The following is a 24,375-nucleotide window of genomic DNA, read 5'->3' as shown; positions in this document are numbered from 1 at the left end:
CGGCGACGGAGGCCGCCGGCTTCCGAAAGGCGTCGATCAGGCGTTCGCCTTCTTGCGTGCGATGCGGGCGCGGATCGACTCGACGTCCGCCCGTGGCGTTGCGGCAAACAGGGTGCGCGTATAGGCGTGGCTCGGTGCCTCGAACACCGCCTCGCGGCTGCCGTATTCCACCGCCTCGCCGTAATACATCACCATCACCTCGTCGGCGATGTACTTCACCACCGAGAGGTCGTGACTGATGAAGACATAGGTCAGGCCGAACTCTTCCTGCAGGTCGGCAAGCAGGTTCAGCACCTGTGCCTGCACCGAAAGATCGAGTGCCGAGACCGGCTCGTCCAGCACAAGAAGCTTCGGGTTCAGCATCAGCGCGCGGGCAATCGCGATGCGCTGGCGCTGGCCACCGGAGAACATGTGCGGATAGCGGTTGTAATGCTCCGGGCCGAGGCCGACCTTGACCAGCATTTCGGTCGCCCGCTCGCGGCGCTCCGCTGCCGACATCTTGGTGTTGATGGCGAGCGGTTCCCCCAGAACATCGCCGATCTTCTGGCGCGGGTTCAGCGAGCCATAGGGGTTCTGGAAGACGATCTGCACCTTGCGGCGCATCTCGGCCGAGAGATGCCCGGGGCGGGTATCGACCGGCTTGCCCTCGATCAGCAGTTCGCCGGCCGTCGGCTGGTCGATGAAGGTGAGGATGCGCGCCAGTGTCGACTTGCCGCAACCGCTTTCACCGACGATGGCGAGCGTCTTGCCGGCGTCGAGCTTGAAGGAAACGCCCTTCACCGCATGCACGACCTTCTCCGGTTTGAAGAGGCCCTGCGGCACGTGGTAGTCCTGCTTGATGTTGCGGATTTCCAGCATGGGAACCGCGTTGTTTTCCGTCGCCGTCATCGTGTGCCTCCGGCCAGTTCGTCCGCCGTCATGAAATCCGAAACCGTGCTCAGGCGCTCGCCGGTGGCATTTTCCGGCAGGGCGGAGAGCAGTGCGCGGGTATAGGCGTTCTTAGGCGCCTCGAAGAGCGAGAGCACGTCGGCCTCTTCCATCTTGCGGCCCTTGTACTGCACGATCACCCGGTCGGCGGTTTCTGCCACCACGCCCATGTCGTGGGTGATCATGATCAGGCCCATGCCGTGTTCGGCCTGCAGCGACATCAGAAGATCAAGGATCTGTTTCTGGATCGTCACGTCGAGCGCCGTCGTCGGTTCGTCGGCGATCAGGAGTTTCGGATTGCAGGCAATGGCGATTGCGATCATCACGCGCTGGCACTGGCCGCCCGACATCTGGTGCGGGAAGTGGTTGAGGCGTTCCGCCGGGTTCGGAAGGCCGACCTGGGTGAAGAGCTCGATCGCCCGGGCACGGCGTTCCTTTTTGCCCATCCCCATGTGGATGCGCAGCACTTCCTCGATCTGGAAACCGACGGTGAAGCAGGGATTGAGGCTGGCGATCGGCTCCTGGAAGATCATCGCCATGTCCTTGCCGATCAGCTTGCGTCGTTCGCCATCGGAGAGCGCGCGGATATCGCGCCCCTGGAAGAGCATGCGGTCGGCGGTGATCTTCGCGGTCCAAGGCAGAAGGCCCATGACGGCGAGCATCGAGACCGACTTGCCGGAGCCGCTTTCGCCGACGATGGCCAGCACTTCGCCCTCGTCGACCGAGAGCGATACGCCGTCCACGGCCTTGAACCAGCCGGTGGCGGTTTCGAATTCGACGGTGAGGTTTTGAATGTCGAGAAGCGCCATGATCAGGACCTCTTCATTTTCGGATCGAGCGCATCGCGCAGGCCGTCGCCCATCAGGTTGATGGCAAGAACGGTGATGAGGATGGCAAGCCCGGGGAAGGTGACGACCCACCAGGCCCGCAGGATGAACTCGCGGGCTTCCGCCAGCATCGTGCCCCATTCGGGCGCCGGCGGCTGGGCGCCCATGCCAAGGAAGCCAAGCGCTGCCGCATCGAGAATGGCGTTCGAAAACGAGAGCGTCGCCTGGACAATCAGCGGCGCCGTGCAGTTCGGCAAAATGGTGCGGAACATCAGGCGGAACGGACCGGCGCCGGAAATGCGGGCGGCGGTCACGTAGTCCCGCGTCAATTCCGCCATCACCGCCGCACGGGTCAGGCGCACGAAATGCGGCTGCAGCGTCAAGGCGATCGCGATCATGCCGTTCGTCAGGCTGGGTCCGAGGATCGCGACGAGCACGAGCGCCAAAAGCAGCGACGGGAAGGCGAGGATGATGTCCATCAGGCGCATGATCACCGTATCGACCCAGCCGCGGTAATAACCGGCGATCAGGCCGACCAGGATTCCGCCGGTGAGCGACAGCGTGGTGACGAAGAGGCCGATGAACAGCGAATATTGCGCGCCATAGATCAGGCGCGAGAGGATGTCGCGGCCGACCGCATCGGTGCCGAGCAGGTAGGTGGCACTGCCACCTTCCAGCCAGGCCGGCGGCACGAGAACGGCATCGCGATACTGTTCGAAGGGCGAATGCGGCGCAATCACGGAGGCGAAGACCGCGACGAAGATAAGTGCGACGAAGACGAAGAGGCCGATGACCGCGCCGCGGTTTTCGGAAAAGTAGAACCAGAATTCGGCGAGCATCTGGCGTCGAAGCGCCGCGCTGCTTACCGGCTGGGCCTTAGTTGTGTCTGCCATGGGATTTCTTCCTTCTTAGTGGCGGATGCGTGGATTGATGAGGCCGTAGAGCACGTCCACGATCAGGTTCACCACCATGATGATGCCGGCAATCAGGAGCAGGCCGCCCTGGATGACGGGGTAATCGCGGCGGAACACGCTATCCACCATCCACTTGCCGATGCCCGGCCAGGAGAAGATGGTTTCGGTCAGGATGGCGCCGGCGAGCATCACGCCGATCTGCAGGCCGATCGTGGTGATGACCGGGATCATGGCATTGCGCAGCGCATGCAGGCTGACGACGCGAAACGGCGAAAGCCCCTTGGCGCGCGCCGTGCGGATGTAATCTTCCGACAGCACTTCCAGCATGGCCGAGCGCGTCTGCCGCGCGATGACCGCAAGCGGGATCGTGGCCAGTACGATCGAGGGCAGGATCAGGTGGCTGACGGCCGAGGAGAACGCACCCTTCTGGCCGGAGAGCAGCGCGTCGATCAGCATGAAGCCGGTCACCGGCTTGAAGAAATACATCAGCGAAATGCGGCCGGAGACCGGGGTCCATTGCAGGATGCCGGAAAACAGGATGATCAGCAGCAGGCCCCACCAGAAGATCGGCATCGAATAGCCGACAAGGGCAATGCCCATCATCGACTGGTCGATGGCCGAGCCGCGCTTGATGGCGGCGATCACGCCGGCGGGAATGCCGATCACCACGGCAATCAGGATGGCGCAGAAGGACAGTTCCACGGTGGCGGGAAAGAGCGCCATGAACTGGGTGAGGATCGGTGTCTTGGAGACGATGGAGGAGCCGAAATCGCCCTGCAGCACGCCGCCCAGATAATCGAGATACTGGACAATCATCGGCCGGTCGAGGCCAAGCTGGGCGCTGATCTGCGCGTGACGCTCCGGAGACATGACCCGCTCGCCGGACAGCAGTGCCACCGGATCGCCGGGCAGCAGCCGGATGAAGGCGAAGGCGATGATCGACACCCCGATGAAGGTCGGGATCAGCACGGCGAGGCGCCGCAAAAGGAAGCCAAACATGGATGGACCTGTTCTTTTTTCTGAGAGCTGGGTCTGGTCGGCCCGCCATTCGCCGGGTCCTCGTCCAGCCCCGGATCGTGCGCCTTTCCCTGAGCGCCGATCCTTGAGGAAAAGCCGCGGAATGTCGCCATTCCGCGGCCTGTCTTTGTCCGGTGAAGCGGATTACTCGGTGATGTCGACGTTTTCGAAGGTGAAGTCGCCAAGCGGGCTCTGGACGAAACCGGTGACTTCCTTGCGCATCGGAACGATCGACAGCGAGTGGTCGAGCGTGGCCCAGGGGGCTTCGCGCTTGAAGACGACCTGTGCCTGTTCGTAGAGCTTGGTGCGCTCGGCCTGGTCGGAGGTGACCTTGGCCTTCTTCACCAGTTCGTCGAACTCCTTGTTGCACCACTGGGCGCGGTTGTTGCCGCCGACGGCATCGCAGCCGAGCAGCGTGTCGAGGAAGTTGTCCGGATCGCCGTTGTCGCCGGTCCAGCCGAGCATGGCGGCACCGTCACGGTCCTTTGCCTTCGAACGCTGCAGGTATTCGGCCCATTCGTAGGAGACGATCTCGACCTTCACGCCGATCTTGGCGAAATCATCCTGGATGATTTCGGCGGCGCGACGGGCGTTCAGCATGTAGGGACGCGAAACCGGCATCGCCCATACCTTCATCGACAGGTCCTTGACGCCGGCATCGGCCAGCATCTTCTTGGCAGCGTCGAGGTCGTAGGTATCGTCTTCGACCTTGTCGTTGTAGGACCACATGGTCGGCGGGATCGGGTTCTTGGCGGGCGTCGCCATGCCTTGGAACACGGCGTCAACGATGGCCTTCTTGTTGATGGCCTTGTTCAGCGCCTTGCGCACTTCCGGCTTGTCGAACGGCGCCTGGGTGGTGTTGTAGGCGAGGTAGGCGACGTTCAGGCCTTCCTGCTCCATCACCTTCAGGTTCGAATCCGACTTCATCGACTTGACGTCGGCAGCGTTCGGATACGGCATCAGGTGGCATTCGCCGGCCTTCAGCTTCTGGTAGCGAACGGCGGCATCCGTGGTGATGGCGAAGACGAGGTCGTCGATCTTCGGTGCCTTGCCCCAGTAGTCGGCGTTCTTCTGGTAGCGGATGACTGCATCCTGCTGATAGCCGATGAAGGTGAACGGACCGGTGCCGACCGGCATCTGGTTCAGCTGTTCCTTCTTGCCGGCCTTGTCGAGGCTGTCGGCATATTCCTTCGACATGATCGAAGCGAACGGCATTGCGAGGTTGGCGAGGAAGGGCGCTTCCGGACGGTTCAGCACGAACTTCACCGTCAGGTCATCGACCTTTTCCACCGACTTGATCAGCTCCGGGAAGCCCATGCCGGCGGCATATTCCCAGGAGGTGCCGGGCACGTACTGGTTCCACGGATTGTTCTTGTTGATCTGGCGATCGATCGAGAAGACGACGTCGTCGGCCGTCAGCGTGCGGGTCGGCTTGAAGAAGTCGGTGGTCTGGAACTTCACGCCCTTGCGCAGCTTGAAGACATATTCCTTGCCGTCCGGCGAGACGGTCCAGCTTTCGGCAAGCGCCGCAACGGGCTTGGTCGTGCCCGGTTCGAACTCGAGGAGGCGGTTGTAGACCGGGTGCGCCGAGGCATCGAAGGTGGTGCCGGCGGTGTAGAGGCCCGGGTCGAAGCCTTCCGGCGAGCCCTCGGAGCAGAAGACGAAGGTCTTGGCGCTCGCGGCGGTGGACAGGAAGGATGCTGCCAGCAGCGCGGCAGCGAAACCGAATTTGTATTTCATGAAGTTGTCTCCCATCGGCCGGAAGGCGGATTCGCGCCCTTGCCGTTTATGTGGATATGGATATGGCGCAGCTTGTACGTTCTTATATTTTCCTTGGGCGCTGGCTCACCAATTGACTTCTGTTTAGCCATGCCAGCGGACGATTCCGGCCGGAATGCCGGGTCCCCCGTTCGCTGACAGGCTTTTCTCATACCATTAGGCCGGGCTTGTAAAGACGGCATCAGCCATCACAGCGGGTCAATAGTACTATTTTTTTGGGTACTTTCCATACCCGAAAAGAATGGTGACGCCGGAGAAATAAAATTTCGCACTCTTCGGCAGTGCAGCAAAAACATCGCGCCAGCCGCGGCCCGGTGAGAATGAAGGATGCCGCCATGACTGAGGGACGGAAGGTTCTGCCGCCGGGGACGCCGCTTGCGGCGTGCCGGTCTGGGGGCGGTCTGAGCCTGTCGGTCTGGGAGAGACCGGAATTTTTGCCGCTGCCGTTCGCCGGGGCTTTCGACATGCGGCTGACTTGCGCTAAGGACAGGATGGGAAAAATTTACTAAATGCGGTGCGGTGCGGTCCGCAACCTGCCGGACAAGACAATGGTGACGATCAAGGAGATTGCGAAGGCCGCGGGGGTTTCTCCTGCCACGGTGTCGCGCGTGCTGAACTATGATCCCTCGCTCTCCATCTCGCCAGCCAAGCGGCAGGCGGTGATCGAGACGGCGGAAGCGCTGAACTACGACACGCCGCGCAATCGCAACCGTGCGCTGGCCGGACCGTTGCAATTGCCGAGCCGGGTGCTGTCCATTCCGCGCATCGCGATCGTGCATTTTCTCGAACCGGCCGAGGAACTGGCCGATCCCTATTATATCGGCGTTAGGCTCGGCATCGAGAACCGCTGCCGGGAAATGCGCATCGAGCCGGTGAAGGTGTTCCATTCGCAGACGCTGGCGGCCGACGCGCTGCTGGAGAGCGTGTCGGGAGTGATCGCGGTCGGACGGCATTCGAGCGCCGAGATCGACTGGCTGTCGCAGCACTGCCAGCATCTGGTTTTTGCCGATTTCGTGCCGCGCCGCGAGACGATCGATCACGTCTGCTGCGATCTCGGCCTTGCCACCCGAAAGATCCTCGACGGACTGTTTACGGCCGGATACCGCCGGATCGCCTTCATCGGGGCGCATGATCCTGTCAGCGCCGATGGCCGAAGGTTCGGCGAGCGGCGCTGCAGCGCCTATATCAACTGGCAGCGGGAGCGCGGACTTTTCGACGCGCGGCTGATGGCGCTGGCCGATCATGGCGACCATGGCCAGAATCTGCGGCTGGAGGTGGGATATGAACAGGCGAAGGTGGTGCTGTCGCAACCCGAGCGGCCGGATGCCCTGATCACTGCCAACGACAACATGGCGATTGGCGCCTACCGGGCCATCCAGGAGGCCGGGCTGTCGGTCCCGGCGGATATTGCGGTCGCCTCCTACAACGATATTCCGGTCGCGCAATTCCTCAATCCGCCGCTGTCCACCATGCGCATCCTCAGCGAGCCGATCGGCGAAACGGCCGTGGACCTGCTGATCGAGCGGATCCAGGGGCGTTGCTACCCCAAGCATGTGGTCATTCCGACCGAAATGGTCTGGCGGGAAAGCTGCCGGCGGCCCGAGGCCGTCTGCTGAGGCGCAGATGCCTCTCGCAGCGGAAAGGGGCGACAAAGGCTCTGGCTGCGCTGCCGCAGCGGCCTTCGCGACTGCAAAAAATATTTAGTAAAAGTTTTCTTGCGTCTGCTCAGTTTTTCCGCTTAGCTCGCGGCTGACGGGGAGGAGTTCCGTCACTGTCGGTTTTCTGGGAGGGAAACATGGATTACGTGACTTGGCGCAGCCATGGCCTGCGCGCAGCCCTTGCGGGTGTGGGTCTGATGGCGGCGGCACCCGCCTTTGCTGCGGAGATCACCATCTGGTGCTGGGATCCGAATTTCAATGTCGCCATCATGCGCGAGGCGGGCGAGCGCTATACGAAGACGCATCCGGATGTGACATTCAATATCGTGGATTTCGCCAAGGCCGATGTGGAGCAGAAGCTGCAGACCGCGCTTGCTTCCGGCACCGCCAGCGCGCTTCCCGATATCGTGCTGATCGAGGATTACGGCGCACAGAAATATCTGCAGTCCTTCCCCGGCGCCTTTGCGCCGATGAGCGACAAGGTCGATTATTCCGGCTTCGCGCCCTATAAGGTCGAGGTGATGACCGTCGACGGCAAGGTCTATGGCATGCCCTTCGATTCCGGTGTGACGGGCCTGTTCTATCGCCGCGACTATCTGGAACAGGCCGGCTTCAAGCCGCAGGACCTGCAGAACATTACCTGGGACCGCTACATCGAGATCGGCAAGGCCGTGGAGGCCAAGACCGGCAAGAAGATGACGACGCAGGACCTGAACAATGGCGGCATGACCCGCATCATCATGCAGTCCGGCAATGCCTGGTATTTCGACAAGGACGGCGAACTGGCCGTGGAAGGCAATGCGGCGCTGAAGGGTGCGCTGGAGGCGCAGGCCAAGATGGTGAAGGCCGGGATCGTCAAGCCCGCGACCGGCTGGAACGATTACGTGAAGGCCTTCACCTCCGGCGATGTGGCCTCCGTCGTCACCGGCGTGTGGATCACGGGAACGATCAAGGCCCAGACCGATCAGTCGGGCAAATGGGGCGTGGCGCCCATTCCGAAACTGGACATCCCGGGGGCTGTCAGCGCCTCCAATCTCGGCGGCTCCAGCTGGTACGTGCTGGCGAAGTCCAAGCAGAAGGATGCGGCGATCGATTTCCTCAATGCGATCTATGCCAAGGATCTGGACTTCTACCAGAAGATCCTGACCGAGCGCGGCGCTGTCGGCTCGCTGATGGCGGCCCGCACCGGCGATGCCTATCAGAAGGCGGATCCCTTCTTCGGCGGTGAAAAGGTCTGGCAGCAGTTTTCCGACTGGCTGGGCAAGGTGCCGGCGGTCAACTACGGCATCTTCACCAACGAACTGGACAATGCGGTGACTGCCAACATGGCGGATCTGACCGGCGGCAAAGCGGTGGATGACGTGATCAAGGCCATCGACGAGCAGGCCAAGCTGCAAATTCAGTGAGATCCGCTGCGGCTTCGCATCGGCTCCTCCCCGGGCATGGCGGTGCACGTGCCGCCTGCCCGGAAGCCTTTGTCCCAAGGCTGACGCCCCACCAGGAACTGCGATGGCAATGGCAAAATCCGGCGGTCTGAAGCGCTATTACAATGTGAACGGCTGGCTGTTCGTCGCGCCTGCGCTGGCGCTGATCGGGCTCTTCATGATCTATCCGATCCTCAACTCGCTGATGCTGTCCGCCTATTCCGGGCGCGGCATGATGATGCGCTTTGCCGGTTTCGGCAACCTCGTGCGCCTCTACAACGATCCGATCTTCTGGAAGGCGCTTTCCAACACCATCGTCTTCTTCATCATCCAGGTGCCGATCATGATCGTGCTGGCGCTGTTGATCGCCAATGCGCTCAACAATCCGCGCCTGCGCTTTTCCGGCCTGTTTCGCACCGCGATCTTCCTGCCCTGCGTCTCCTCGCTGGTCGCCTATTCGATCCTGTTCAAGAGCATGTTTGCAGTGGATGGCGTGGTGAACCGCACCTTCATGGCGCTCGGCCTTATGGAACAGCCGATCAGCTGGCTGACCGATCCGTTCTGGGCGAAGGTTCTGGTGATCATCGCGATCACCTGGCGCTGGACGGGGTATAACATGATCTTTTATCTGGCAGCACTTCAGAACCTCGACCGCTCGGTGGATGAGGCAGCGCGCATCGATGGCGTGCCCTCCTGGGGCCGTTTCCTGTTTCTCACCATCCCTATGCTGAAGTCGGTGATCCTGTTTACCACCATCACTTCCACCATAGGCACGCTTCAGCTGTTCGATGAAGTCTACAGCCTGACCGAAGGAACGGGCGGCCCTTCCAACGAAACGCTGACGCTTTCGCTCTATATCTACAACCTCACTTTCCGCTTCATGCCGAATTTCGGCTATGCGGCCACGGTGTCCTACGTCATCGTGGTGCTGGTGGCGCTTCTCTCCTTCCTCCAGTTCTATGCCGTGAGGGAACGCAAATGAGCCCGCTTCTTGCCCGCAGAACCGCCAGCGCACTGCGTTACCTTCTGCTTTCCTTCGCCGCCTTTCTCTCCGTCTTCCCCTTCTTCTGGATGGTGATTGGCGCAACCAACACCACAGCCGACATCAACAAGGGCAAAGTATCACTCGGTTCCGCCCTTTGGGATAACGTGAACGGCTTCTTCACCGCCGTCGATGTGCCGCTGATCCTCTGGAATTCCACCAAGATCGCCATCTTCGGTACGGCGCTGACCATGCTTGTTTCGTCACTGGCCGGTTACGGTTTCGAGATGTTCCGCTCGAAGCTGCGCGAGCGCATCTACACGGTGGTGCTGCTGACGCTGATGGTGCCGTTTGCGGCGATCATGATCCCGCTGTTCATGCTGATGGCAAGCTCCGGCCTTATCAACACGCATATTGCCATCATCCTGCCGACCATCGCGTCTGCCTTCATCATCTTCTATTTCCGGCAGGCCTCGAAGGCTTTCCCGCGCGAACTGCACGATGCAGCCAAGATCGACGGGCTGAAGGAATGGCAGATCTTCCTGTTCATCTATGTCCCGGTGATGCGCTCCACTTACGCAGCCGCCTTCGTCATCGTGTTCATGATGAACTGGAACAACTATCTCTGGCCGCTGATCGTGCTGCAATCCAACGAGACCAAGACGATCACGCTCGCCATCGCCTCGCTTTCCTCCGCCTACTACCCCGATTACGGCACGGTGATGATCGGCACGATCCTCGCCACGCTGCCCACCCTCTTTGTCTTCTTCGCCATGCAGCGCCAGTTCGTTCAAGGCATGCTTGGCTCGGTGAAATAGGAATACACCATGCGTACAACGACCCTCTTCAACGACAACTGGATTTTCAGCGAAGGCTTTGGCAACGATGCCCTGACCGCCATGCGCGCTGGCGAAGCCGTGCGCCTGCCGCACAATGCAGTGGACCTGCCGTTCAACTATTTCGACGAAAAATGCTATCAGCGCGCCTTCACCTACCAGAAGGTCATCACCTGGCAGCCGGAATTCGAAGGCCGGGAAGTCTCCGTCGTTTTCGATGGCGCCATGGCCGATGCGGAGGTTTTTCTGAATGGCGAGCCGGTCATTGCCCATAAGGATGGCTATACGCCCTTCGAGGCGCGCCTGACCGGGCGGCTGAAACAGGGCGACAACCTGCTGACGGTCAAGATCGATGGCAGTGAAAATCCGGAAATCCCGCCCTTCGGCGGTCGCATTGATTATCTCACCTATGCGGGCATCTATCGCGACGCCTGGCTGAAGATCACGACGCCGGTTTCCATTCGCCACGCGAAGATCGAAACACAGGATACGTTGAGCGCCGCCAAGGGCGTGACGGTGCGCGTCGATCTTTGCAATCCTGCCGAACGGACCTTGTCCGGCACGCTGCATGTGACGCTGAAGGATGGCGAGAAAGTCATTGCCAGTACGTCGCAGCCCGTCAGCGCGGTGCGGCAGACATTCGCCTTCTCTGGCCTGACGGGCCTTTCGCTCTGGGAGCCGGAAAATCCGCAGCTTTATACAGCCGAAATCCGGCTGGAAACGGAAGCAGGCACTGATGAACTGAGCGCCACGTTCGGCTTCCGTACGGCTGAATTCACCGTTGAAGGCTTCAAGCTGAACGGCAAGCTTCTGAAGATCCGCGGCCTCAACCGGCACCAGGCCTGGCCCTATTCCGGCTATGCCATGGGTAGGCGCGCGCAGGAGCGGGATGCGGAAATTCTGAAAAACGACCTCAAATGCAATCTCGTACGCACCTCGCACTATCCGCAATCGCCCTGGTTCCTCGATCATTGCGACCGCATCGGTCTTCTTGTGTTTGAGGAAATTCCGGGATGGCAGCATATTGGCGGCGATGAATGGAAGGCGGAATCCGTGCGCAATGTGGAGCGCATGATTACCCGCGACTGGAACCATCCCTCGATTATTCTGTGGGGGGTGCGCATCAACGAATCGCAGGATTCCCACGACTTCTACGCGGAAACCAATCGTGTAGCGCGTGAGACTGACCCCACCCGCCAGACCGGCGGGGTTCGTTTCATCACCGAGAGCGAATTCCTGGAAGACGTCTATACGATGAACGACTTCTATCTCGGCAGCGAGGAGATGCCGGGCGCCAACCACTCCCGCACGCCCCTGCGGGACCAGCAGGTCTGCACCGGCCTGCCGACCAAGGTTCCCTATATGGTGACCGAGTTCAACGGCCACATGTACCCCACCAAGCGGCATGACCAGGAGCAGCGGCAGGCCGAACATGTAACCCGTCACTTGCAGGTGCTGAATGCCATGTATGGCGACCGCTCCATTTCGGGCGCCATCGGCTGGTGCGCCTTCGACTACAATACGCACAAGGATTTCGGCTCCGGCGACCGCATCTGCCATCATGGCGTGATGGACATGTTCCGCGAGCCGAAATTCGCAGCCTTCGCCTATGCCAGCCAGTGCGAGCCGGACGATGGCGTGATCCTGAAGCCGGTCACCTTCTGGGCGCGCGGCGAGCGCAATATCGGTGGCATCATGCCCTTGATCGTGCTGACCAATTGCGACGAGGTGGAGTTCGTCTACGGCCCGCATCTTCGCAAGCGGGTCGGGCCGGATCGGGAAACCTATCCGCATCTGCCGCATCCGCCGGTCGTCATCGACCGCCGCCATTTCTCGGCGCAGGAACTGGGCAGCTGGGGCATGGCCTGGGAGGATGGCGAAATCATCGGCTATATCGACGGCAAGCCGGTGGCATCCGTGACGTTTGCGGGCGGCGCGGTGCCGACACGGCTCGAGGTTGCGGCGGACGAGGAGACACTTCCCGCTGCCACCAAGGATCAGCTTCGCATTGTGGTGCGGGCGCTCGACCAGATGGGCAATCTGCTGCCTTTCCTCGATGAGCCGGTCAGCGTGCACGTGAACGGCCCGGCAAGGATCCTCGGCCCCGCGACTCTGGTTCTTTCCGGCGGCTCTTCCGGCTTCTGGCTGGAATCGACCGGCGGGACCGGCCCTGTCGAGGTGACCGTTTCTTCGCCGCGCTTTGCCTCGCAGACGATCCGCGTGACGGCGGTCTGAGGAAGGGAGACACCATGGAGGCGCTTTCCCTCAGGGGCATTCGCAAGAGCTACGGGTCGCTCGAAGTCATCAAGGGGGTCGATCTTGCCATAGAGCCGGGGGAATTCACCGTCTTCGTCGGCCCGTCCGGCTGCGGCAAGTCCACGCTTTTGCGCATGATCGCCGGTCTGGAGGATATTTCCGCCGGCGAGCTGACCATCGGCGGCGCGCGGATGAACGACGTCGATCCTTCCAGGCGCGGCATCGCCATGGTGTTTCAGTCCTACGCGCTCTATCCGCACCTCACCGTGCGGCAGAACATGGGCTTTGCCTTGCGGTTTGCGGGTGTTGCCAGGGCGGAAATCGAGCGGCAGGTCATGGAGGCTGCCCGTATTCTGGAACTGGAGCCGCTGCTGGATCGCAAACCGGGCCAGCTTTCCGGCGGTCAGCGCCAGCGCGTCGCGATCGGGCGCGCTATCGTGCGGCATCCGAAAGTGTTTTTGTTCGATGAGCCGCTTTCCAATCTGGATGCGGAACTGCGCGTGCATATGCGTTTCGAGATCGCCAAGCTGCACAAGAAGCTTGGCACCACGATGATCTATGTCACCCACGATCAGGTGGAGGCCATGACGCTGGCCGACAAGATCGTGGTGATGCGGGCGGGCATCGTGGAGCAGGCGGGAACCCCGCGCGCGCTTTACGCCGACCCGGACAACCAGTTCGTTGCCGGCTTCATCGGTTCGCCACGGATGAATTTTCTGCCCGGCGAAATCGTTGCCGGCGGTGGCGACAGCATGATGCTGGGCCTGGAAGGCGTCGATGCACCGCTTCCCCTGCCTGAACTGCGGACTGCCCTTGCGGTCGGCAGGCGGCTTGTCGTCGGCCTTCGTCCGGAGGCCTTTCGCGCCGATGGCGACAGCGTCATGACACTTGCCGTCGAGATGGTCGAATATCTGGGCGGCGAGACGCTGGTGCACGGCCGCGCCACTGCGGCCGGCGACATCGTTACCGCCAAGGCCGGCGGTAATGAGGCATGGGTCGGGCGGGAGCAGGTTCGCCTTGGCTTCCATGCACGTGACCTTCTCCTGTTCGATGGCGAGGGACAGCGCATCCGCTAGCATCTCCTTGTGGAGTGGCGAGCCTTGTCCATCCAAAATTTAGAATGTTCTGGAATAAACGGCCATGCCGCTGAAGACATGTTGCGGGAGCGGCGCCGATTGGTCAGAACTGTATTGGCGCATCTGTTGTCTGTAACGCCAACCGCGCGTCTGTGGTATAAGGTAAAACCGCGTCTGGCGCGGATGAGGGGACAGGCTCAGAAGGACTGCGCAAGGTTTGACGACGCAGAACAACCACACGAACGGCGTTATCACCACTTCCATTGATGAATGGGTGGATGCACATCTTCTTCGGCTGGCGTTTCGCAACAACTTCGCCAATATCAGCGTCAATCTTGCAGCCGCCATCGGCATGTTTCTCGTCGTTCCGGCCTCCTCCGGGCGGGCAACCGGCTTCGGTGCCGTGTGGCTCGCCTCGATCCTGGTGCTGTCGCTGTCGCGCTATGCCCACTCCATCTGGGTGACACGGCGTCTTCGGGAGGAGCCGTTTCTCTTCGGTTCGCAGCAGAGGAGCTATCTGGCCGGCTATGCCGCCGGTCTCCTGATGGCCGTCTGCCTGTGGGGGGCGATGACGGGCGTTGCGATCAGCAGCAACATGACCGAGATCCGCTACGCCGTGCTGGTGATCATTTCCGCCCTTGCGGCGGGCGCCACGGGCATTCTGGCGCCGCAACTGGTGGTCGGGCGCATTTATATTGCCGCGATGCTGCTGCAGGGATCCGCAGCGCTGATGTTCTCGGACCAGCCTCATTATCTGCTGGCCGCGCTCGGGGCGATCTTCACGGTGGTGATGCTCATTTCCCACCGCAACAACCATCAGGTTCTGCGCCAGAGTTTCGAACTGCAGTATCGCAACAACGAGCTTGTGGCGCGCCTCAAGACCGAGCGCAACCTGCTGGAAGAGCTGAATGCGACGCTGGAGACGCGGGTGCGCGACCGCACCGCCGAGCTCAAGGCGCTGGCCGAGCAGGATCCGCTTACCGGCGTGCTGAACCGCAACGGCCTGATGCGGTGGTGCGAGGAGGCCGATGTGGCGGCACGGGAGCGGGGTGCGCCGGACCTCGTGGCGATCTTCATCGACCTCGACCGCTTCAAGCAGATCAATGATGGGCTCGGGCATACGATCGGCGACCGGGTGCTGGTGGAAGTGGCGAGGCGATTGCGGGTGTCGCTGGGTGATCATGGCGCACTTGGCCGCTGGGGCGGCGACGAATTCGTAGCGATCGTCACGGCCCCGCCGGGTCATCCGCTGGACTGGGCCAGCGAGCTGGCAAGCCGGATGCGCTATGCCGTGGAAGAGCCGATCCATGTGGCAGGCCGCCAGCTGCTGATCGGCTTCAGTGCCGGCGTGGCGGTAACGGCCGGGGAGCGCACCAGCATCGGCGATGCCATTCATTATGCCGATCTGGCGGCCGGGGATGCCAAGCGCAAGGGACGCGGGCTGACGCAGGTCTACAAGGAGAAGCTGCTCGCCGAGCAGGAGCGGAATCTCGCAATCTGCCAGGCGCTGAAGACCGCCATTGCCCAGAACGAACTTTCCGTGCTGTTCCAGCCCGTGGTGGCGGCACCGTCACGGGCGGTGGTTGCCTATGAGGCGCTGTTGCGCTGGAACAGCCGCGAGTATGGGCCGATCAGTCCCGATGAGTTCATTCCGATGGCCGAGGATACCGGCGATATCGTGCCGCTCGGCAATTTCGTGCTCGATGCCGCACTCGGCCAGCTGGTGCGCAGCGGCTACCATGCCAATCCGCTGAAGATGGCGGTCAATGTTTCGCTGCGCCAGCTGATTGCGCCCGGCTTCCTGGAGGCGGTGCGCTTGAGCCTCGACCGGCACGCGGTGCGCCCGGCCGATCTCATTCTGGAGGTGACGGAAACGATTTTCGACACCCGCCAGCAGCCGATCATCAGCTTCGTGCTGCATCAGCTGAACTCCTATGGCGTCGAGATTCACATCGACGATTTCGGCACCGGCTATTCCTCGCTCTCGCGCCTGCACGAACTGCCCATTCACGCGCTGAAGATCGATCGCTCCTTCGTCCATGCGCTCGATACGCACGGCACGGCGATCATCGAGGGAACGGCGCTGATCGCCCGCAAGCTGGGCATCCACATCATTGCCGAAGGGGTGGAAACGCCGCTGCAGGCCCGGCAACTGGAAGAGATGGGGATCGAGTACCTGCAGGGCTATCTGTTTGGCCGGCCGAGCCCGAAGCTTCTGGAAAGCCGGCACATCCAGAGTGCCTGACGGGCGCTGTTCATTCCTGACGCATATCCCGAAACGAAAAAGCCTGCCGCGGGAGGAGGTGCGGCAGGCTTTCCGAAAAGAACCGAACAGCGACTGGGAGGAGGAGTGTCGCTGTTCCCCGGGCGCCCCATGGGAGGAGGAGGAGTGGGTTGCCCGGACCCGAAGCGCTTCGGGAGGAGGAGTGTCGCGCTTCGTTGAAATGAGAGATACCCCCGATCGCGCTGCTTTCCTAGGCGCAATGCTGCAGTGCAGCTATGCGGAAAACGCAAACCTTTGCGGTGCTGTCCCGAAGCGGGACGAGTGCTGCCTGCAGAAGGTTGGTACAGACGCAAAACGCCCGCACATGGCGTGCGGGCGTCCGGCGGAGTTTCTGGGAGATGGGCGCGCCAATCAGAGAGCGACCGAAGCGCGAGCGATCCGGTGGATGTCGCTGCGGGCAATGCCGAGATCGTTGAGTTCGCGGTTCGACATGCGGCCGAGTTCGGTCACGGTCTGACGATACTTGCGCCAGTTGTTCAAGGTGCGTGCTACGTTCATGATGATCCCCTTTCCTGAGGTTCGCTTGACGTCAGCAACCCGTTTGGTTCCGGCGTCGTTTGATGTCCCGAATATAAGCGTTTCCTGTGCCTAAAACAGACACGATGCCTCATGTCACCCATGCGTGAAGTGCAATCCTTGGGATGTTCCTGTGCCGATCTGCACCGCGATGCGGCAAAGTCTCCGCCCGGCCCGGCTGGAAACGGAGTCAGCCCTGTTGCGGATAGGAAATGATCGAGAGATAGCGCGCGGGAAGCTTCACCAGAACCTCAGGCCCATGCGGGGCATCGGCATCGAAGAACAGGCTGTCGCCGGGCTCCATCCGATAGAGGCTGTCGCCATGGCGATACACCACCTCGCCCTCCAGCATGTAGAGGAATTCCATGCCGGTGTGCTGGAAGGTGGGGAAGATGTCGGACTCGGCATTCAGCGTGATGAGGTAGGGTTCCACCGTCACGCCGGCGGTGTTGTTCTCCACATAGCCGAGCAGGCTGTAATGGTGGCCGGCGCGTGTGCCGCGCCGTTCCAGATGCACGCCCTCCCCCGCCTTGACGAAGCTTGCGCTCTTCGGCTCCTCGAAGCCGCGGAAGAAGGCGGTCATCGGCACGCCGAGCGCGCGGGAGAGGGCTTGCAGCGTGGTCAGCGACGGCGAGATATTGCCGTTCTCGATCTTGGACAGCATGCCGGCCGACATGCCGGTCGCCGCCGCCAGGTCGGAGACGGTAATGCCCAGCGTCTTGCGATAGGTGCGCACCTCATGGCCGATGGCCATTTCCAGCGTGTTGACGCGCGGCTCGCGCACGGCATGCGGATCCTGCGCCAGCGCGGCTGTCGCGGCGCGGCTGCGCTCGGTGGTGCGCTTGGCCATCGGGTTCCTCCCCTTGTGCGTGCATCCGTCGGGCCAGGCCGAGCGGCCCGGTTGTCCTGCAAGGAGCCCTGCTTAAGCACGCTGCACGTGCAGAGCGCAAGCCCTCATCCCGCCGCGCGCCGCCCGTCCTGTCCGCCCAGACCTCATACATCCAGCGTGTTGTCATGCTCCCAGCGGCTGAAATGGGCGCAGTAGCGGCTCCATTCCCCGTGCTTGAGGGTGAGATAGGCGCTGCAGAGCTCCATCCCGAGGGCTGATTGCAGCGCAGTATCCGCCTCCAGCGCCCTCAGCGCGTCGAGAAGGTTGAGCGGCAGGCGCGGCGCATCCTTCACCAGATGGCCGTCACGATACATGTCGATGTCGTGGTGCGGGCCGGGGTCCGCGCCCGTCTCCAGGCCGCCGAGACCGGCCGCGATGATGACCGCCTGCAGGAGATAGGGATTGACCGCGCCATCCGGCAGGCGCAGTTCGAAGCGGCCGGGGCCTGGCACGCGCACCATGTGCGTGCGGTTGTTGCCGGTCCAGGTCACCGTGTTGGGCGACCATGTGGCGCCCGAAAGCGTGCGCGGTGCATTGATGCGCTTGTAGGAGTTGACGGTGGGATTGGTGATGGCGGCCATGGCGGCGGCATGGCGCATGATGCCGCCGAGGAAGGTCTTGCCCCTGGCCGACAGGCCGAACGGCATGGCGGGATCGGCAAAGGCATTTTCCCGGCCCTGCGCATCCCAGACCGATACATGGCAATGGCAGCCATTGCCGGTCAGCCCCTCGAAGGGCTTGGGCATGAAGGTGGCGCGCAGCCCGTGCTTTTCCGCGACCGATTTCACCATGAACTTGAAGAAGGAGTGCCTGTCGGCCGTCGTCAGCGCATCGTCGAATTCCCAGTTCATCTCGAACTGGCCGTTGGCGTCCTCGTGGTCGTTCTGATAGGGCTTCCAGCCGAGTTCGAGCATGTAGTCGCATATTTCGGCGATTACGTCATAGCGGCGCATCAGCGCCTGCTGGTCATAGCAGGGTTTTTCCGCCCGGTCGAAGCCGTCGGAAATCCGCTCGCCATCTGCGGCGATCAGGAAGAACTCGGCCTCGACGCCGGTCTTGACGCTGAGGCCGAGCCGGGCCGCCTTCTCCACCTGCCGCTTCAGCACCACGCGCGGCGCCTGTTCCACAGACCTGTCGTCCATCACGCAATCGGCGGGGACCCAGGCAACATCGCGCTTCCACGGCAGCTGGATGACGCAGGCCGGGTCTGGCATCGCGAAGAGATCCGGATGCGCCGGCGTCATGTCGAGCCATGTGGCGAAGCCCGCAAAACCCGCGCCGTCCCGCTGCATGCCGGCGATGGCCGCGCTCGGCACCAGTTTGGCGCGCTGGGCACCGAACAGGTCGGTATAGCTGATCATGAAATAGCGAATGCCGCGCTCGGCGGCGAAATCTGCAAGATGCTGTGTCACGTCGTTCCCCTGTTTTTATGGATTGAGACACAATCAGCGATGAAAAAGGCCGCCTTCCCGAGGGAAAGGCGGCCGGCAGTGGTCAGAAACCTCCCTTGCCCGGATACCAGTCGGTGCCGGCCAGCGGCACCTTCGCCATGGCGGCGGCCTCCATCGTCAGCGCGCAGAGATCTTCCGGTTCCAGATTGTGCAACCGGTTCTTGCCGCAGGCGCGGGCGATCGTCTGTGCCTCGAGCGTCATGACCTTGAGATAGTTGGCGAGACGCCGACCGGCCGTGACCGGATCGAGCCGGGCGGCAAGCTCGGGGTCCTGCGTGGTAATGCCCGCCGGGTCCCTGCCTTCGTGCCAGTCGTCATAGGCGCCGGCGGTGGTGCCGAGTGCGCGGTACTCCTCCTCCCATTTCGGGTCGTTGTCGCCGATGGCAACGAGGGCGGCGGTTCCGATCGAGACCGCATCGGCACCGAGCGCCAAGGCTTTTGCCACATCGGCGCCGGAGCGGATGCCGCCGGAGACGATCAGCTGCACCTTGCGGTGCAGGCCGAGATCCTGCAGCGCCTGCACCGCGGGGCGGATGCAGGCGAGCGTCGGCATGCCGACATGCTCGATGAAGACGTCCTGGGTTGCGGCCGTGCCGCCCTGCATGCCGTCCAGCACCACCACATCGGCGCCGGCCTTCACGGCAAGCGCCGTGTCGTAATAGGGACGCGCGCCGCCGACTTTCACGTAAATGGGCTTTTGCCAGTCGGTGATCTCGCGCAGTTCAAGGATCTTGATTTCCAGATCGTCCGGCCCGGTCCAGTCCGGATGCCGGCAGGCGGAGCGCTGGTCGATGCCTTTCGGCAGGGTGCGCATCTCCGCCACCCGGTCGGAAATCTTCTGCCCCAGCAGCATGCCGCCGCCGCCGGGCTTCGCCCCCTGCCCTACGACGATCTCGATGGCGTCGGCCCGGCGCAGGTCGCGCGGATTCATGCCGTAGCGGGAGGGAAGATACTGGTAGACCAGCAGCTCGGAATGGCCGCGTTCCTCGTCGGTCATGCCACCGTCGCCGGTCGTTGTGGAGGTGCCGGCCAGCGTCGCGCCGCGCCCCAGCGCCTCCTTGGCATTGCCGGACAGCGCGCCGAAACTCATGCCGGCAATGGTGATCGGGATCTTCAGTTCGATCGGCTTCCTGGCGAAGCGGGTGCCGAGCACCACCGAGGTCTCGCACTTCTCGCGGTAGCCTTCCAGCGGGTAACGGGAAATCGAGGCGCCGAGGAACAGCAGGTCATCGAAATGCGGCACCTTGCGCTTGGTACCGCCGCCGCGGATATCGTAGATGCCGGTCGCCGCCGCCCGGCGGATTTCCGCCAGCGTGTGATCATCGAAGGTGGCGGACTTGCGCGGCGGGGTCAGCGGATTGTGATAGCTCATGAAAACCCCTCGCCTCAGTATGCGTCGGCATTGTCGATGTGGAAATTGTAGAGCTTGCGGGCGGAGCCATAGCGCCGGAACTCTTCCGGCTTCACGCCGGTGACACCCGCTTTTTCCAGAAGCTCAGCCAGCTTTTCCAGATGCTTCGGCTTCATCCGCTTTTCGATGCAATCGGCGCCGAGGCTCTTCACCGAGCCGCGTACGAAGAGCTTCGCCTCATAAAGGGAATCGCCCAGCGCTTCGCCGGCATCGCCACAGACGACGAGATGGCCGGACTGGCCCATGAAGGCCGACATGTGGCCGATCGAGCCGTGCACGACGATGTCGATGCCTTTCATCGAGATGCCGCAGCGCGAGGCGGCATTGCCCTTTATGACCAGCAGGCCGCCGCGCCCGGTGGCGCCCGCATATTGCGAGGCATCTCCCTCGACGATGACGGTGCCGGACATCATGTTTTCCGCCACCCCCGGCCCTGCCGAACCGTGAACGGTGACGGTTCCGCCGTCATTCATGCCGGCACAGTAATAGCCGACCGACCCATGCACCTCGACCGAAACCGGACTGTCGATGCCCACCGCGACCGCATGATGCCCGCGCGGGTTCACCACCTCGAAGCGGGTGTCGTTCGTGCCCGGCTCCAGCCCGTGCAAGGCACTGTTCAGCTCCCGGAGCGGGGTCGTGGAGAGATCGAAAACGGGCATGTCAGGCGGCCTTCTCGTGATCCCAGAAATAGACGGTGGCAGGCTCCGGCTCCCAGACGCGCGCCGTCTCTATGCCGGGCAGGTTGGCGAGCGCCCGGTATTCCGAGCCGAAGGCGACGTAACGTTCGGTTTCGGCCATCACCGCCGGCTTGCAGGCAATCGGGTCGCGCAGCACGCCGAAGCCGGTCCGGGTGCCGACGACGAAGGTGAAGAAGCCGTCGAGGTCATCGAGCGCGCCGGTCAGCGCCTCGCCCAGATCCTTGCCGGATGCCATTTCGGCGGTGAGATAGGCGGCTGCCACTTCGGAATCATTGTCCGTCTCGAAGGTCATGCCGCCGCGCAGCAGCGCACGGCGCAGATTGTTGTGATTGGAGAGCGAGCCATTGTGCACCAGGCACTGGTCCGGACCGGTGGAAAAGGGATGGGCGCCGAGCGTCGTGACGGCGCTTTCGGTCGCCATGCGCGTGTGGCCGATGCCATGCGTGCCGCCCATGGCCCGCACGCCGAAGCGGGAGATGACGTCGCCCGGCAGACCTACTTCCTTGAAGATCTCGACGCTCTCGCCGGCGCCCATGATGCGGACCGACGGCCGCAAACGGGTGAGCAGTGCGCGAATCTCGCCCTGACGATCCGCGGCGATCTCGATCACCGCATGCGTGTTCTTTTCCGTCACGCGTGCCGGCAGCCCCGCTCCGGAAAGATCGGTGGCCAGATTGGCAAAATCCGCGGTCGGGTTCGGCGATTGTGCCGTGACCTTGGCAAGGCCCGTTGCCGGGGCACCATAGATCGCGATCCCCGCAGAATCCGGCCCGCGGTCCGTCATGGTGATCAGCATGTCCGAAAGAAGCTCCCCCAGCCGGGGTTCGAGGCTTCTGTCCTTGAGGAACAATCCCACAATGCCGCACATCCGCGCTCTCCCTGAAACCGTCCCCCAAGGCGTAGCAGTGCGCCGCAACAAAATCAATCAGGAAGAATAAAAGTTGCCTTTAAGGAATTTAACGCGGCCACTGGCAAAGGCCTTGATGGTCGGGCGCCGGAGGGTCGGACCGGCTGCAGGGCAGTTGACAGGCTCACGGTTCGCAGATACTTTAACCTTAAAATAAATAAGGCCCCTCCGTGATCGAGGGGTATGACCACGGAGGGTGTCATGCGTATCGTCTGCATCGGCGGCGGGCCGGCCGGGCTCTATTTCGCGCTTCTGATGAAGAAGCTGCATCCCGAGCATGAGATCACGGTGGTGGAGCGCAACCGTCCCTATGATACCTTCGGCTGGGGCGTGGTGTTTTCCGATGCCACCATGGTTTCGATGCGCGCCTGGGATCCGGAAAGCGCGGCGGAAATCCAGCAGGCCTTCAATCACTGGGACGATATCGAGCTTCTCTTCAAGGGCACGCGCCAGCGCACGACAGGTCACGGCTTCGTCGGCATCGGGCGCAGGAAGCTGCTCAACATCCTGCAGGCGCGTTGCGAGGCGCTCGGCGTGACGCTGACATTCGAGACGGATGTCGATAGCGACCTCGATTTCCCCGATGCGGATCTGATCATCGCATCGGACGGACTGAATTCCAGGATCCGCAACAGATATGCAGAGGTGTTCGAGCCCGATCTGGTGGTGCGTCCGAACCGCTATATCTGGCTTGGCACCAACAAGCTGTTCGATGCCTTCACCTTCGATTTCCGCAAGACCGACCACGGCTGGTTCCAGGCGCATATCTACAAGTTCGACGAGAACACCTCGACCTTCATCGTGGAAACCACGGAGGAGGCCTATCAGGCCCATAAGCTCGGCGAGATGTCGCAGGAGGAGTCGATCAGGTTCGGCGAGGGCCTGTTTGCCGAGACGCTGGAAGGTTCGTCGCTGATGACCAATGCGCGCCATCTGCGCGGCTCGGCCTGGTTGAATTTCAGCCGTCTCATCTGCGGCAAGTGGAGCCATTTCAACGGCAATTCGCATGTCGTGCTGATGGGCGATGCGGCCCATACCGCCCATTTCGCCATCGGCTCGGGCACCAAGCTTGCCATCGATGACGCCATCGAGCTTGCCAACCAGTTCAATATTGCCGGCCATGGCAAGGAGGCCATTCCGGCCGTTCTCTCGACTTACGAGGAAATCCGCCGCGTCGACGTTGCGCGCATCCAGAATGCGGCGCGCAACGCCATGGAATGGTTCGAGGTCGTCGGACATCGCTATGCCGACACGCTGGAGCCGGAACAGTTCATGTATTCCATGCTGACGCGCTCGCAGCGCATCAGCCACGAGAACCTGCGCCTGCGCGACAAGGTCTGGCTGGAAGGCTATGAGCGCTGGTTCGCCGCCCGGCAGGGGCTCAACGTGAAGGACGGCGAACGCTGCCTGCCGCCGATGTTCACGCCCTACAAGGTGCGTGACCTGACATTGCCGAACCGCATCGTCGTCTCCCCCATGGCCATGTACTCGGCGAAAGACGGCCTCATCGACGACTTCCATATGGTCCATCTCGGCAGTCGCGCGATGGGTGGCGCCGGCCTCGTGTTTGCGGAAATGACCTGCGTCTCGCCCGATGCCCGCATCACGCCCGGCTGCCTTGGCCTGTGGAATGACGAGCAGGCGGCCGGCTGGAAACGCCTCGTCGATTTCGTCCACGCCAACAGCGCGGCCAAGGTCGGCATCCAACTCGGCCATGCCGGGCGCAAGGGCGCAACCAAGCTCGCCTGGGAGGGCATCGATCAGCCGCTGGAGGATGGCGGCTGGCCGCTTCTGTCCGCCTCCGCGCTGCCCTATCTCAAGCACAGCCAGGTGCCGAAGGCGATGGATCGCGCCGACATGGACCGGGTCAAGGCCGATTTCGTCGCCGCCACCCGGCGCGCGGCCGAGGCCGGTGCCGACTGGCTGGAGTTCCACGCCGCCCACGGTTATCTGATGTCATCCTTCCTGTCGCCGCTCACCAACCGGCGCGAGGACGAGTATGGCGGCAGCCACGAGAACCGGGCGCGCTATCCGCTCGAGGTCTTCAAGGCCGTGCGCGAAGCCTGGCCGGCCGACCGGCCGATCTCGGTGCGCCTCTCCTGCCATGACTGGTTTGAAGGCGGCAACACGCCGGAGGATGCGGCGATCTTTGCGCAGATGTTCAAGGAGGCCGGTGCCGATCTGATCGACTGCTCGTCGGGTCAGGTGTGGAAAGAGGAGCAGCCGGTCTATGGCCGCCTGTTCCAGACACCCTTCTCCGACAAGATCCGCAACGAGATCGGTATTGCGACCATCGCGGTCGGTGCCATTTCCGAAGCAGACCACGCCAATTCGATCATCGCGGCTGGCCGCGCCGATCTCTGCGCGGTTGCCCGCCCGCATCTGGCGGATCCCGCCTGGGCGCTGCACGAGGCGGCGAAGATCGGCCTGAAGAGCGTTGCGTGGCCGAAGCAGTACATGTCCGGCAAGTATCAGTACGAGGCGAATCTTGCCCGTGCGGCTGCACCGGCAAAGTGAGGC

Annotated in this window: 19 protein-coding genes; 8 read left to right on the top strand and 11 right to left on the bottom strand. The window is 62.5% G+C overall.

The features are described 5' to 3' along the window. Nucleotides 1–36: 36 nt before the first annotated feature. The 5 genes from KLP42_RS17720 to KLP42_RS17700 form a co-directional block, all read right to left on the bottom strand. On the bottom strand, nucleotides 37–888 hold the full coding sequence (locus KLP42_RS17720) for a dipeptide ABC transporter ATP-binding protein (RefSeq protein WP_215568280.1): 852 nt from the start codon (nucleotides 886–888) through the stop codon (nucleotides 37–39). Next, the gene (locus tag KLP42_RS17715) at nucleotides 885–1,736 is read right to left on the bottom strand and encodes an ABC transporter ATP-binding protein (RefSeq protein WP_215568279.1); all 852 of its coding nucleotides are present in this window, start codon (nucleotides 1,734–1,736) and stop codon (nucleotides 885–887) included. Before KLP42_RS17715 ends, KLP42_RS17720 begins: the two co-directional genes overlap by 4 nt. A gap of 2 nt (nucleotides 1,737–1,738) precedes the next feature. Continuing rightward, nucleotides 1,739–2,647, bottom strand: coding sequence for an ABC transporter permease subunit (locus KLP42_RS17710; RefSeq protein WP_215568278.1), 909 nt, complete (start codon nucleotides 2,645–2,647; stop codon nucleotides 1,739–1,741). 15 nt (nucleotides 2,648–2,662) lie between these two features. Beyond that, nucleotides 2,663–3,667, bottom strand: a complete 1,005-nt coding sequence (locus tag KLP42_RS17705; RefSeq protein WP_215568277.1) for an ABC transporter permease subunit — start codon at nucleotides 3,665–3,667, stop codon at nucleotides 2,663–2,665. Between the two features lie 162 nt (nucleotides 3,668–3,829). Beyond that, the gene (locus tag KLP42_RS17700) at nucleotides 3,830–5,425 is read right to left on the bottom strand and encodes an ABC transporter substrate-binding protein (RefSeq protein ID WP_215568276.1); all 1,596 of its coding nucleotides are present in this window, start codon (nucleotides 5,423–5,425) and stop codon (nucleotides 3,830–3,832) included. A 587-nt stretch (nucleotides 5,426–6,012) separates the two neighbouring features. Here KLP42_RS17700 and KLP42_RS17695 point away from each other — a divergent pair. The 7 genes from KLP42_RS17695 (at nucleotide 6,013) to KLP42_RS17665 (ending at nucleotide 15,941) form a co-directional block, all read left to right on the top strand. After that, on the top strand, nucleotides 6,013–7,080 hold the full coding sequence (locus KLP42_RS17695) for a LacI family DNA-binding transcriptional regulator (RefSeq protein ID WP_215568275.1): 1,068 nt from the start codon (nucleotides 6,013–6,015) through the stop codon (nucleotides 7,078–7,080). A 179-nt stretch (nucleotides 7,081–7,259) separates the two neighbouring features. Then, entirely contained in the window at nucleotides 7,260–8,528 is a 1,269-nt protein-coding gene (locus KLP42_RS17690) for an ABC transporter substrate-binding protein (protein ID WP_215568274.1), read from the top strand. A 103-nt stretch (nucleotides 8,529–8,631) separates the two neighbouring features. Continuing rightward, nucleotides 8,632–9,528 (top strand): carbohydrate ABC transporter permease, encoded by an 897-nt coding sequence (locus KLP42_RS17685; protein WP_215568273.1) that lies wholly within the window; start codon nucleotides 8,632–8,634, stop codon nucleotides 9,526–9,528. Next, nucleotides 9,525–10,346 (top strand): carbohydrate ABC transporter permease, encoded by an 822-nt coding sequence (locus KLP42_RS17680; protein ID WP_215568272.1) that lies wholly within the window; start codon nucleotides 9,525–9,527, stop codon nucleotides 10,344–10,346. Before KLP42_RS17685 ends, KLP42_RS17680 begins: the two co-directional genes overlap by 4 nt. A gap of 9 nt (nucleotides 10,347–10,355) precedes the next feature. Continuing rightward, the gene (locus tag KLP42_RS17675) at nucleotides 10,356–12,599 is read left to right on the top strand and encodes a glycoside hydrolase family 2 protein (protein WP_215568271.1); all 2,244 of its coding nucleotides are present in this window, start codon (nucleotides 10,356–10,358) and stop codon (nucleotides 12,597–12,599) included. Between the two features lie 14 nt (nucleotides 12,600–12,613). Next, on the top strand, nucleotides 12,614–13,696 hold the full coding sequence (locus KLP42_RS17670) for an ABC transporter ATP-binding protein (RefSeq protein WP_215568270.1): 1,083 nt from the start codon (nucleotides 12,614–12,616) through the stop codon (nucleotides 13,694–13,696). Nucleotides 13,697–13,913: 217 nt separating this feature from the next. Continuing rightward, nucleotides 13,914–15,941: a putative bifunctional diguanylate cyclase/phosphodiesterase gene (locus KLP42_RS17665; protein WP_215568269.1), complete on the top strand. Its 2,028-nt coding sequence runs from the start codon at nucleotides 13,914–13,916 to the stop codon at nucleotides 15,939–15,941. 390 nt (nucleotides 15,942–16,331) lie between these two features. On the opposite strand, the gene KLP42_RS17660 is transcribed toward KLP42_RS17665, so the two are convergent. The 6 genes from KLP42_RS17660 to KLP42_RS17635 form a co-directional block, all read right to left on the bottom strand. Continuing rightward, nucleotides 16,332–16,478, bottom strand: a complete 147-nt coding sequence (locus KLP42_RS17660) for a DUF1127 domain-containing protein (RefSeq protein WP_215568268.1) — start codon at nucleotides 16,476–16,478, stop codon at nucleotides 16,332–16,334. 208 nt (nucleotides 16,479–16,686) lie between these two features. Beyond that, on the bottom strand, nucleotides 16,687–17,346 hold the full coding sequence (locus tag KLP42_RS17655; protein WP_215568267.1) for a helix-turn-helix domain-containing protein: 660 nt from the start codon (nucleotides 17,344–17,346) through the stop codon (nucleotides 16,687–16,689). 143 nt (nucleotides 17,347–17,489) lie between these two features. Continuing rightward, nucleotides 17,490–18,797, bottom strand: a complete 1,308-nt coding sequence (gene glnT, locus KLP42_RS17650) for a type III glutamate--ammonia ligase (RefSeq protein WP_215568266.1) — start codon at nucleotides 18,795–18,797, stop codon at nucleotides 17,490–17,492. 82 nt (nucleotides 18,798–18,879) lie between these two features. After that, nucleotides 18,880–20,208: an FMN-binding glutamate synthase family protein gene (locus KLP42_RS17645; protein ID WP_215568265.1), complete on the bottom strand. Its 1,329-nt coding sequence runs from the start codon at nucleotides 20,206–20,208 to the stop codon at nucleotides 18,880–18,882. 14 nt (nucleotides 20,209–20,222) lie between these two features. Then, a complete protein-coding gene (locus KLP42_RS17640) occupies nucleotides 20,223–20,909 on the bottom strand; it encodes a GltB/FmdC/FwdC-like GXGXG domain-containing protein (RefSeq protein ID WP_215568264.1) in 687 nt (228 codons plus the stop codon). A gap of 1 nt (nucleotide 20,910) precedes the next feature. Beyond that, entirely contained in the window at nucleotides 20,911–21,816 is a 906-nt protein-coding gene (locus KLP42_RS17635; protein WP_215568263.1) for a class II glutamine amidotransferase, read from the bottom strand. Between the two features lie 240 nt (nucleotides 21,817–22,056). Between KLP42_RS17635 and KLP42_RS17630 the strand changes: the two genes are divergently transcribed. Then, a complete protein-coding gene (locus KLP42_RS17630) occupies nucleotides 22,057–24,372 on the top strand; it encodes a bifunctional salicylyl-CoA 5-hydroxylase/oxidoreductase (RefSeq protein ID WP_215568262.1) in 2,316 nt (771 codons plus the stop codon). The last annotated feature ends 3 nt before the right edge of the window (nucleotides 24,373–24,375 follow it).

The sequence above is a fragment of the Rhizobium sp. CSW-27 genome (assembly GCF_018760785.1).
Lineage (GTDB): Bacteria > Pseudomonadota > Alphaproteobacteria > Rhizobiales > Rhizobiaceae > Neorhizobium.
Note: the sequence above shows the minus strand (reverse complement) of the source record. Positions and strands in the feature narration are given on the sequence as shown.